Genomic DNA, 11,795 nt, shown 5'->3' with positions numbered 1-11,795 from the left:
GAGAATGAACAATGAGAGTGAGCGTGATCGTGCCGACGTATCGTCGTCCTGATGATCTTGCTCGATGCCTGTCCGCGCTGTTGTGCCAGGAGCGCACGCCGGAGCAGATCGTCGTAGTGGCGCGGGCCGACGACATGGCAACGCACGCGTGCCTTGCCGACCACGTCACGCCACGTGTGCTGAACGTGGATGTCGCACTGGTCGACGAGCCGGGACAGGTCGCCGCCCTCAATCGCGGACTCGAAGCCGCGACGGGCGACGTGATTGCGATCACCGACGACGACGCCGCTCCACGCAGCGACTGGGTCGCGCGGATTGCCGCTGCGTTCGAAGGCGACGCCGAACTCGGCGCGCTGGGTGGGCGAGACTGGGTCCACGAAGCGGGTCGCGTGCTCGACGGTGAGTGCGAAATGGTCGGCAAGGTTCAGCGTTCGGGCCGCATCGTCGGGAATCATCATCTCGGGGTGGGTGACGCGCGCGAAGTCGATCTGCTCAAGGGCGCGAATATGAGCTATCGCTGCGCGGCCATCGGCGATCTGCGCTTCGACCGGCGTTTGCGCGGCACAGGTGCCCAAACGCACAACGATATGGCCTTCAGCATGAGCGTGAAGCGCTCGGGCTGGAAGCTCGTCTATGACCCGCTCGTCGCCGTCGATCACTATCCTGCACCGCGCAGAGGTGAAGACCCCCGCAATGCGCAGACGCTCACATCGACGCGTAATGCGGCGTTCAATCTGCATCTGATTCTGCGCGGACATCTTTCGCCGCTGCGTCGCGAGATAGCGTGGTGGTGGTATGCGCTGATCGGCACGCGCGTCTATCCGGGGCTCGTGCACGCGGTGCTGAGCGCTCTGCGAGCGGGGCCGCCCAAGGCTGCCATCGAGCGCTGGCGCGCGGTGCGCATTGGCGCACGCGAGGCGCGCCGGGCGCTGGCATAGATGATGCCCAGGTTTTACACGGAGGACCCTGAATGAGCAGCACGCAAGTCCACGTTCATCTTTTTTACGGTGCCGATCCGCGACGCTATCGCAAGGGCGAAAACATCGGCTGCCTGTATGGTTACCATCACGCTGAATCGTCCGAATTCGCGCTCGACTACTCGCGCGACCAGCACGAAATCGCTCCGATGCGATTCGCGCGACGTGCGCTGAAGACAATGCTCGGCTTCGATTTCATCCATACGTGGCGCAATCGCCGCGCAATCCTGAGGTCGGATGTGATCTGGACGCACACGGAACAGGAGCATCTGGCCGTGGCGCTTCTCTTGCTGATGAACGCACGCAAGGGTGGCGAGCGGCCGCTCCTGCTCGCACAGAGTGTGTGGCTGCTCGATCGCTGGGCGGGTTACGGCGCACTGCGTCGCGCACTCTATCGCAGGCTGATCGCGCGCGCCGATCTGCTCACGACGCTCGCTAGCGAGAATGCCGCGCTATGTGAACGCTATTTCGGCCGCGACGCCCACCGGGTGCTTTATGGATTGAACACGGGAGATTTTCCGCTGTGTCCACCGGCTCGCTGGCAGCCGCATGAACCGTTGCGCGTTGCCGCCATCGGCAACGATCGGGACCGTGACTGGAATACCCTCGTCGCGGCATTAGGCGACGACGCGCGCTATCAGGTGCGTATCGCCACGCGCCGGCGCATGCCGGCTTCGGCGCGCGCATCGAATGTGGAAGTCGTACGCGTGTCCGGTATCAAGCAGCAGCACGCGCTTTATGAATGGGCCGATCTCGTCGTCGTGCCGTTGCGGCCTAACACGCACGCCTCGGGCATCACGGTGATGCTGGAGGCGGCAGCGCTTGGCAAGCCGATGGTCGTGACGAAAGTCGGTGCCCTCGACGATTACTTCGACGAAGCGGCCGTCTCCTGGATCGAGCCGTTCGATCCGCAGCAATTGCGCGACGCTGTGCGCAGGCTGGCTGCGAACCCGGCGCAGGCGCTCGATCAGGCGCGCGCGGCATGCGAGCAGTTGCGCACGCGCGATCTGACGACGCAGCACTTCGCCGAGCAGCATGTGGAACTTACGCGCGAAATGCTGCTGGAGCGCGAGGCGCAGTGTGCGCGTGCGGCGGCGGCTGGCGGGGCGGCAACGGGCCGCGAGTTGCCGCGAGGGATGTGACGATGCGTTTGCCGTCCGCTATGCCCAGTCCAGTTCCAGCGCCAGTCGCGCGCGTTTCCCCTGCAGCTAGTGGGCGCTCGGGTTTGCGCCGCGCGTTGGGTCGCGACACGCTTCCTCCTTTGGCACTCTGGCTTTTCACGGCGTTGCTCGTGGCCGCGCACCAGGGAACGGTGCTCACCCTGGCGTTTCCGGTGCTCGCAGTGATGACGGGCCTGTGGCTCTATTTCGTGAATCCGGTGCGTTACATCGGCTTCATGTGGTGGCTGTGGTTCCTGAGTCCTGAAGTGCGGCGCCTCGCCGATTACGGCAAAGGTGGCTTCACGCCGACGAGCATGATTCAGGTGGCGCCGTTGGCGGTCACGATGATCAGCGGCATTTCGCTTCTTCGCTACTACCCGTTGCTTGCGCAGCGTCGTGGTTTGCCGATCCTGCTTGCGCTCGCCGGTATCGCGTATGCGTTCGTGGTGGGCGTGGTGGCAAGCGGGCCGGCCGCTGCTGTCTACGATCTGGCGAACTGGGTTTATCCGCTCCTGATCGGCTTTCACATCATGGTGTTCACGCGACAGTATCCCGAGTCACGCGACACCATCGTCAACACCTTCATCTACGGCATGCTCGTCATGGGCGCCTATGGCCTCGTGCAGTTCTTCGTGATGCCGCCGTGGGACGCAATGTGGATGATCGGTTCGAACATGAACTCTCAAGGCGACCCCGTGCCCTATGGCGTGCGCGTGTTCAGCACGATGAACTCGTCGGGTCCGTTCGCATTCGCGATGATGGGCGCGATGGTGCTGGTGATGGCGGCGAAACACCGGGTGCGCTGGATCGCGGCCGCCCTCGGCTTCTTCGCGTTTGCGCTCTCGCTCGTGCGCTCGACGTGGGGCGGCTGGGCGATCGCGATGCTGATCCAGTTGATGAAATCGAGCAACCGTGTGCGCGTGCGCATCATCGTCAGCGCCATCGTTCTGGCGGGTGTCTGCGTCCCGCTCCTCACAATAGGCCCGGTGGCGGAGCGCATGCAGCAGCGCCTGAACACGCTCGTGAACCTCAGCAACGACCAGAGCTACGCTGCGCGTAACCAGTTCTACGCGGACTTCGCCAAAACGGCGTTCACCGACGTCACCGGCGAAGGCCTCGGCGCAACGGGCGCTTCAACGAAATTGTCGAGCAACAACGGCGAACTCGGCAAGTACGGCAGCTTCGACAGCGGCGTGATGAACATTCCATTCGTGCTCGGCTGGCCAGGCACGCTGCTGTACATGTCGGGCGTGCTGTGGCTGCTTGCGCGCGCGGTGCGCGTCGCGCTTCGCATGCCCGACGATCGCTATGTGTGCGCGTGCCTGAGTCTCGCACTTTCGATATTCGCGATGCTCGTGTTCACCAACTCGCTGGTCGGCACGGGTGGGCTGCTGCTGTTTTCCAGCGTGTTTTCCATACTCAGCGCGGGACACTGGCGCAAGCTGACGCGGCGCTAGACCCGTATCACGGAGGTTACCGATTGAGACTTGCAATCGTCACGCATGTCGTGCGCCATAACGATGGTCAGGGCCGCGTCAATCACGAGATCGCGCGCGCGGCGCTGGATGAGGGATTCGACGTCACGCTCGTCGCCTCCCATGTCGCGCCCGAACTGCTGGCCCATCCGCGCGTGAAGTGGGTGCGCGTACAGGCCTCGCGCGCGTGGCCGACTAATCTGTTGCGTCAGCAGGTATTCGCGCTGAAAAGCGCACTTTGGCTGCGCCGCCATCGCGCGGAACTCGATGTGCTCCATGTGAACGGCTTCATTACCTGGGCGCAGGCCGATGTGAACACCGCGCATTTTGTGCATGGCGGCTGGGCGCGCAGCAAGTACTACCCTTTTGGCCTCACGCGTGGCTTGTGGTCCGCCTATCAGTTCGTCTATACGCGCGCGAACGCAGTGCTCGAACGCTGGGCGTATCGCCGCTCGCGCGTGATCGCGGCAGTGTCGCGCAAGGTGGCCGACGAGATTCGTGCGTCGGGCGGCGAGCCGATCGAGCGGCTTGACGTGATTTACAACGGCGTCGATACGCGCAGTTTCGCATCGGCAACGGCTGACCGGGCGAAGTTCGATCTGCCCGCCGACGCGTGTCTGCTGCTCTTCGTCGGCGATTTGCGTACGCCGCGCAAAAACCTCGGCACGGTGTTGCACGCGTTGAAAATCTTGCCGCAACGTGTGCATCTCGCGGTGGCGGGCTATTTGCCCGGCAGTCCTTATCCGGCTATGGCGAGTGAACTGGGCATCGCTTCGCGTGTGCATTTTCTCGGCCTCGTGCGTGAGATGCCGACGTTGATGCGCTCCGTCGATGCCTATGTTTTTCCTTCACGCTACGAAGCGATGAGCCTTTCCTTGCTGGAGGCGATGGCAGCGGGCCTGCCTGTTGTGACTGCGCGTACGGCAGGCGGTGCGGAGATCATCACACCCGAATGCGGCATTGTGCTCGACGATCCCGATGATGTGAGCGCCCTTGCGCGGGCGGTGCAGCAGCTCGCCGACGACACTGCACGGCGGCAAGCAATGGGTGAAGCGGCGGCACGGCTCGCCGGGCAGTTTGGTTGGGCGCGGATGGCCGCGCAATACATCGCGCTGTATCGGCGGCTTGCGGGAGACGCGAACGAAGGCACTGGCAGTGCGCAGGATTTAGCGCACGCCGCCGTGTCAGGTGGTCATTCGCTGCAGCATGCAGACACCCCCTGAACCCCTGAAACATGGACTCAAGTATTCGAGCATTAAAAGGAAACACGCAATGACGACTCAATCCATCCAATCGCTTCAGATCGGCATGCACTGGTTTCCGGAGCGCGCGGGCGGCCTCGACCGTATGTATTATTCGCTCGTGGGTGCACTGCCGGGCGCGGGTGTGCAGGTTCGCGGTGTTGTTGCTGGCTCGCCTAACGTGGCACACGACAGCGGCGGCGCGATCCACGGCTTCGGTCTCGCTTCGCGTGCGTTGCCGCTTCGCCTCCTGGCCGCGCGCCAGGCGCTGCGACGCGAAATCGGCCGGCATCGGCCCGATGTCATTTCATCGCACTTTGCGCTCTATACGTTCCCGGGCCTCGACGTGACGCGCGGTATACCGCAGGTTTCGCACTTTCAGGGGCCGTGGGCCGACGAAAGTTTCGTTGAGGGCGCTGCGTCGCTGAGCCAGCGGATCAAGCACTATCTGGAGCAGTCGGTGTATGAGCGCTCGTCGCGGCTGATCGTGCTGTCGCGTGCGTTCGGCGACATTCTGACCAAACGCTATGCAATTTCGCCGGAGCGCGTGCGTGTCGTGCCCGGCTGCGTGGATACATCGCAATTCGATCCGCCATGCACGCCGGCAGAAGCGCGGCTGCGGCTGCAACTGCCACAAGGGCGGCCAATCGTGCTAGCGGTGCGACGGCTTGTGCGCCGCATGGGCCTCGAAGACCTGATCGATGCCGTCAAGCAATTGAAGTCACGCCATCCCGACGTGTTGCTGTTAATCGCAGGTCGCGGCCGACTGGAGGCGGAGCTGCAGCAGCGTATCGACGACGCTGGTCTCGTCGATAACGTTAAATTGCTCGGTTTCGTGCCGGATGCCCATTTGCCCGCGCTTTATCGCGCCGCGAATCTGAGCGTGGTGCCCACTGTAGCGCTTGAAGGATTCGGCCTGATTACGGTGGAGTCGCTTTCGGCGGGAACGCCCGTGCTCGTGACGCCGGTAGGTGGCCTACCTGAAGCAGTCGCGGGGCTTTCGCAGGATCTAGTGCTGCCTTCGACGGGTTCGGGCGCTATTGCGGATGGCATCGACGCAGCGCTTTCGGGTCGGTTGAAACTGCCTGATGAAGAGGCGTGCCGGGCATACGCACGCAATCATTTCGATAACGCGGTGGTCGCGAAGCGGGTCGCACAGATCTATGGTGAAGCGATCGCCGCTGCGAACAGCGGCGTGCATTGACACGGCGGAGGTGCCTCGTTACGCGAGGCGCCTCCGTGCGTCTTCGAACATCCAGCGCAGCGTGTCTTCCAGCGCAATGCGCGACGTTTCGCCGATCGTTGCGCGCAGTTTCGCATTCGATCCGACGAGTTTCCGGACTTCACTTTTGCGAACAAATTGCGGATCGACTTTCACGTCGATGTTGTAACCGGCGATGCCAGCGAGCGAGTCGAGCACCAAGTGCAGCGTGCAGCCTGTGCCGGAACAAACGTTGAAGGTTTTGCCGTGTGAGTTCGCCTCGATGAGTCGCGCATAAGCATCGACGACGTCGCGCACATCAGAGAAATCGCGGATCACGTCGATATTGCCAAGCGAGATCGTACGTGCGCCGCGTGCATAGTGGGCGACGATTTTCGGCAGCAGGAAGTCGTCGCACTGACCGACGCCGGTGTAGTTGAAGGGCCGTGCGATCACGATCGGCAACTTGTCATCCCAGCGCTTTGCGACGTACTCCATCGCGAGTTTGCTGACCGCGTAGTCGTTCGCGGGCTGCGGTGCCACGGTTTCGTCGAGGATACCTTCGGTCGCGTTGCCATAGACGTTCGCGCTGCTCGTGAGCAGAACCGCGCGCGGTGGTTTTCCCATGCGCGCCACTGCCTCGAGCAGGTTGCGCGTGCCGACTACGTTGACGGTATAGATGCTGGCAACGTCGACGTGCGCGACGTTTGCAACGGCGGCCAGATGCACGACGACATCGGGCTGGATGGTTTCCACGGCATCGGCGAGCGCGCGTTCATCAAGCAGGTCCGCAGCGATGGGCGTGGTGTCGGACGGCACGCGGTCCTCGCCGCGAACCGTACCCCACACGCGATAACCGCTGGCGGCAAGACGCGCCGCCATGTAGCGGCCAGTGAATCCGCCCACGCCGGTGATGAAAGCGCGTGGCGCGCGCGTCGCATCAGAACGTGTCATTGCGTTCGTTGCGTGCGAGGTCGGCGGCGACCATCATCTGGCAAAGCTGCTCGAGTGTCGTGCGCGCTTCCCAGCCGAGGTCGGCGCGCGCCCGGCTCGCGTCGCCGATCAGCAGGTCGACTTCGGCAGGACGGAAGAAACGCGGATTCACGCGCACGAGCGTCCGTCCCGTCGAAATGTCGATGCCGGTCTCGCGCTCGTCCCGGCCCGACCATTCGAGCTGCGTGCCCGCCGCGGCGAACGCCATCGTCACGAAATCGCGCACGGTTTCCGTGCGGCCGGTGGCGAGGACGTAGGTGTCGGGGCGACTGGCCTGGAGCATGCGCCACATGCCTTCGACATACTCGGACGCAAAGCCCCAGTCACGTTTTGCATCGAGGTTGCCCAGTTCGAGCATCTGCTGCTTGCCGAGCTTGATCTTCGCGACCGCATCCGTGATCTTGCGCGTCACGAATTCGCGGCCACGTAGTGGCGATTCGTGATTGAAGAGAATGCCGCTTGTCGCGAAGAGATCGTATGACTCGCGATAGTTCACCGTAGACCAGTGCGCGAAGAGCTTGGCGATGCCGTAGGGGCTGCGCGGATAGAACGCCGTTTCTTCGTTTTGCGGGACGGCGCGCACCTTGCCGAACATCTCGGAGGTGGACGCCTGGTAGAAGCGGATGCGTGGATTTATGACGCGGATCGCTTCTAGCAGGTTCAGCGCGCCGATACCCGTGACTTCGGCAGTCGTGACGGGCTGGTCGAACGATACGCCGACGAAGCTTTGTGCCGCAAGGTTGTAGATTTCGTCGGCTTTTGAACGCTCGATCAGGCGAAGCGCGGAACCGGCGTCGGTGAGATCGTGTTCGACGAGTTCGAGGGCAGGATGTTCGAGTACGCCAAGTTCGTTCATACGCCAGAAATTGACCGAACTGGTGCGGCGGTACGTGCCGGTGACGTGATAGCCCTTGTCCAGCAGCAGGCGGGTCAGGTATGCGCCGTCCTGGCCGGATACGCCGGTGATGATGGCTTTGCGTCGTGCATTCATGGAATAGCCCTCTGTGAAATTAACGGGGATCGGGAGACCGAGTGGTCGGACGTTCAGGGCTGCGTGCCGGATGCACTTGCCACGGGGACGCTGGGTGTTTGCGTCATTCGCCGCGCGTGCGGACCGCGAGTCAGGCGCTTTTCGAAAAGGAACCAGCTTGCGCTCGCATAGGCGAGCGTTAATGCGAGCGCAATGGCGGCGCTCTGTGTGCGGCTATGAACGAGCGGCCACACGGCGTAGAGGATCGTCAGGTGAATGAGGTAGATCGTGTAACTGATCGTGCCCAGATAAACGAGTACTGGATTGCAGAGGACGCGCCGCAGGAGACCGCTGGACTGCAATGCCATCACGACAAGCGACGTGCAGAGCACGAGCGAGATGCTATAGAGCAGTGCGTTTGAAAGCGGCGTGTTTTCGGCGCGAAACCGCGGGTAATGCAGATGCAGCCAGGCGAGCACGGCAAGCGCTGCGAAGAAGAGGAACGCGGCGGGGACCTTGAACGGTTCGAGTGCTTCGCGGTCGCGTCGCACAAGTACGGCGAGCAGGGCGCCTGCGGCGAGCAGGTCCATGCGGAATGGCGTGAGGTAGTAGATTGGCCAGAACGAGTCGAACCATGGCGTCGCGATCGCGCGCAGTACGGGCACGATCGCGATCAGTGCAACCGCTACGATGGCCAGCAGCGCTTCGGGGAGCAGCAGGACGATGAATGGCCAGACGATGTAGAACTGCTCTTCCACGGCGAGCGACCACAGGATATTGAGGCTGTCGTGGCCACTCTGGCCGATCGCGTCGCCGATATTCGTGGCGAAGAATGCATACCAGCGCCAGAAGTGCACCCAACCGAGGCCGAACAGCATCGACGAGACAGCCAGCAATAGCAAATAAGGCGGCAGGATACGGCGTACGCGGCGCGCGTAGAAATAGCTGAAATACGATTGGCCGCGCGCCTTGCGTTCGAGCAGGATGCCGGTGATCAGAAAGCCGCTGAGCACGAAGAACAGATCGACGCCCATCCACAGCGGCGCGTGCAGCGCGTGTTGTGCGAAGACGGCCATCACGGCGAATGCGCGCAGGCCGTCGAGCTGAACGATACGGTGTGAAGGTGCGGTTTGACTTGCGGGGCTCTTTACGGTCATCAGGTATCTGGTGGGTGCATGCGCGGAAAGTCCAGATCATTCTAGAAAGAATTAATTGAGACAAAACCGCGAAATATATCCGTCATTTAATCTGGCTTTAAGAGCGACAAAAAGACGAAAATGCGCTGGCGTATTCAATGGAATACGAGCGCAATGGACGCGGGTGCAGGCGAGTGCCGGAAAAAACGCCCTGATTCGCCGGGCCGGTGGTACTTATGACCGCATTTTCTCGATTTACTGAATACCAGTAAAGATGTCATGTCGACGATAAAGCATTGAATATTTTTGAATTATTTTCGGTTTTTGGGGGGTGATTTTTCTCCGCTGTTGTACGGCATGATCCGGACAGATTGCCGAATAGCCAACGGAGGAATTGCCTTGCCGTCATCGAGTCGCGGTCACCGCCTGTGCAGACCGCTTGTACTTTCCGCGCTGTGCGCGTTCGTATGCACGTCGTCGGTCCAGACTGTGGCCGCGCCGCAATTGAACGTGACCACGTCGTGGATCGGCAATACGTATGGTTATGGGCAGGGCACGTGGACGCAGATCAATATCACCGCGATCGCGGTTACGCCTGAAGGCAAGGTGTTCACGAATGCGCCGTGGGACGAAAGCGGCGGCGAAATCAGCGCGTATCAAGACGGGAGAATGCTCGGCTTCGCGGGCGGTACGCACGGTTGGGGCGGTAGCGGCGGCAATGCGGTCGCCGTGAATCGCCAGTATCTGTATGCCGCTGTGGGTGTCGGAAACGAAAAAGGGCACCTGGTCGGCAACGGCATCTGGCCGCCGAAGGGCCATCAGTGGATCGGTGTCACGCGGCGGCCGCTCGACGAACCGAAGCGCGCGGCAGCCTTCCAGCCGCCTGCCGATCCGCTCAATCCGCACGCGCAGCTCTCGGGCGCATTTCTCATGATCAACGATGTCGCCAGCGGTGCGCACGCGGATATCGGCGGCCTCGCTGCATCGGATTCGACGCTTTACGTGAGCAACACGACGGCGAACCGTGTCGAGGTCTACGACGCGAACACAATGCAGCGCCAGTCGCAGTGGGATGCTCACGAGCCTGGCCGCATCGCACTCGCAGGCGACGGTTCGGTGTGGGTACTCTCGGGCACACTCACCGACCACGCACCACGCGTCGCGCATTATTCCGCACAAGGAAACCTGCTGAGCGACGATGCGCTCACACTGCCGACCGATACGCAGGCCGTCGATATCGCCGTCGATCCTGCGCAACGCATCCTGATCGCCGACAACGGACCGCGTCAGCAGATCCTCGTCTATTCGCGCAGCAGCAAAGACTACACGCTCAGCGGCATGCTTGGCGAACGCGGCGGCATTTTCTCCGGCGCGGCGGGCCGTCCCGGTCCGGGGCGTTTCAACGGCCTGACCGGCGTGGCCGTCGACGCGCGCGGCAATATCTACGTCTCGACGAACGGCATCGGGCCGCGCTACGAGAGCATCGGCGCAGGCCTTGGCGCGTCGCTCGAAAGCTATACATCGGCGGGCAAGCGTAACTGGATCGTGGAGGGACTGCTATTCGTGGATGGCGCGTGGATGGATCCGTCGCGCCCGAACAGCGTCTATACCGGCAATAAGCGCTTCGAACTCGATCTGTCGAAGCCGCCGGGTCAGGAATGGAAATACGCTGGCTTCCTGACCAATCGATTCCGCTATCCAGACGATCCGGTCTTCCACACGGACCAGTGGCCCGGTTTGCCGACCGCGCGCCAATTGAACGGCCGCACGTTTCTCTACCTGACCGACATGTACGCCGATCATCTGAAGATCTATCGCTTCGATGGGCAGCGTGACAGCGAAACGGCGATTCCCTCGGGTGTCATCGCTGGCCGCGAACGGGGCGTATTGCACGTACCGAACGCGCCGACCGGCGGCGACTGGATCTGGCGCGACGCGAACGGCAACGGCGCGTTCGATGCCGACGAGTTCACGCGCAATCCAGGCCCGGACAAGCTGCCCGGCGGCTGGGGCTGGTGGATCGACACGCGCGGCGATATCTGGCGCGCGCGCGATAACCGGGGCATCTGGCGTTTCCGCTTTGGTGGCCTCGACGCGAAGGGCAACCCGATCTACGCCTACGACAAGCTCGATAAATACGCGGTACCCGCGCCGTTTATCGAAGTACACCGCGCGATTTATGAACCGGATTCCGATTCGATGTACGTCACGGGCTACACGGCTGACGCGCCACACGATCCGGGCTTCCCGAAAGAGGCTGGCCGCGTGCTCGTGCGATACGACCACTGGTCGAGCGGGCAGCCGGAACAGCGCTATTTGCTGCGTCTGCCGTGGGATCCGAAAGCGAAGCCACCTGCTACTCCCGCCGGCCTCACCGTGGAGGGGCAATACATCTTCGTTGTCGAACCCGCGGGGACCGTCTGCGTGTACGACAAATCCAGCGCGAAGGAGATCGGCACCTTCGGGCCTGGCCCTGAAGTCGGTAATGCGTCGGGCTGGGTCGACGTGCCGTTCGGCATCAGTGCGCACCGGCAGCCCGATGGCGAATACCTCGTCTTCGTCGAGGAGGATGCGCGCGGCAAGGTACTCATGTATCGCTGGAAACCGGCTTAACGCCCCGTCGCAACCGCCGCCACTGGAAA

Annotated in this window: 9 protein-coding genes; 6 read left to right on the top strand and 3 right to left on the bottom strand. The window is 62.5% G+C overall.

What is annotated here, in order from left to right; all coding sequences use genetic code 11:
- The first annotated feature begins 11 nt into the window (after positions 1–11).
- Genes L0U80_RS21985 through L0U80_RS21965 form a run of 5 tightly spaced genes read left to right on the top strand, consistent with a single transcriptional unit; the run spans position 12 to position 6,057 of the window.
- Entirely contained in the window at positions 12–938 is a 927-nt protein-coding gene (locus L0U80_RS21985) for a glycosyltransferase family 2 protein (protein ID WP_233870003.1), read from the top strand.
- Positions 939–970: 32 nt separating this feature from the next.
- Positions 971–2,119 (top strand): glycosyltransferase, encoded by a 1,149-nt coding sequence (locus L0U80_RS21980; protein WP_233870000.1) that lies wholly within the window; start codon positions 971–973, stop codon positions 2,117–2,119.
- 2 nt (positions 2,120–2,121) lie between these two features.
- Positions 2,122–3,594, top strand: a complete 1,473-nt coding sequence (locus L0U80_RS21975; RefSeq protein ID WP_233869997.1) for an O-antigen ligase family protein — start codon at positions 2,122–2,124, stop codon at positions 3,592–3,594.
- A 23-nt stretch (positions 3,595–3,617) separates the two neighbouring features.
- Positions 3,618–4,835 (top strand): glycosyltransferase family 4 protein, encoded by a 1,218-nt coding sequence (locus tag L0U80_RS21970; protein ID WP_233869994.1) that lies wholly within the window; start codon positions 3,618–3,620, stop codon positions 4,833–4,835.
- Between the two features lie 49 nt (positions 4,836–4,884).
- Entirely contained in the window at positions 4,885–6,057 is a 1,173-nt protein-coding gene (locus tag L0U80_RS21965) for a glycosyltransferase family 4 protein (RefSeq protein ID WP_233869991.1), read from the top strand.
- A gap of 18 nt (positions 6,058–6,075) precedes the next feature.
- On the opposite strand, the gene L0U80_RS21960 is transcribed toward L0U80_RS21965, so the two are convergent.
- The 3 genes from L0U80_RS21960 to L0U80_RS21950 are packed head-to-tail and all read right to left on the bottom strand — an operon-like array spanning position 6,076 to position 9,174.
- Positions 6,076–7,008 (bottom strand): GDP-mannose 4,6-dehydratase, encoded by a 933-nt coding sequence (locus tag L0U80_RS21960; protein WP_233869988.1) that lies wholly within the window; start codon positions 7,006–7,008, stop codon positions 6,076–6,078.
- The gene (gmd, locus tag L0U80_RS21955; protein ID WP_233869984.1) at positions 6,995–8,038 is read right to left on the bottom strand and encodes a GDP-mannose 4,6-dehydratase; all 1,044 of its coding nucleotides are present in this window, start codon (positions 8,036–8,038) and stop codon (positions 6,995–6,997) included. Before gmd ends, L0U80_RS21960 begins: the two co-directional genes overlap by 14 nt.
- A 53-nt stretch (positions 8,039–8,091) precedes the next feature.
- On the bottom strand, positions 8,092–9,174 hold the full coding sequence (locus L0U80_RS21950) for an acyltransferase family protein (protein ID WP_233869981.1): 1,083 nt from the start codon (positions 9,172–9,174) through the stop codon (positions 8,092–8,094).
- 336 nt (positions 9,175–9,510) lie between these two features.
- On the opposite strand from L0U80_RS21950, the gene L0U80_RS21945 reads away from it, so the two are divergent.
- Complete coding sequence (locus tag L0U80_RS21945) at positions 9,511–11,766, top strand: NHL repeat-containing protein (RefSeq protein WP_373322247.1); 2,256 nt, start codon at positions 9,511–9,513, stop codon at positions 11,764–11,766.
- The last annotated feature ends 29 nt before the right edge of the window (positions 11,767–11,795 follow it).

It is taken from the genome of Paraburkholderia adhaesiva (assembly GCF_021390575.1).
Classification (GTDB): Bacteria; Pseudomonadota; Gammaproteobacteria; order Burkholderiales; family Burkholderiaceae; genus Paraburkholderia; species Paraburkholderia adhaesiva.
This window is presented reverse-complemented; position numbering and strand designations above follow the sequence as displayed.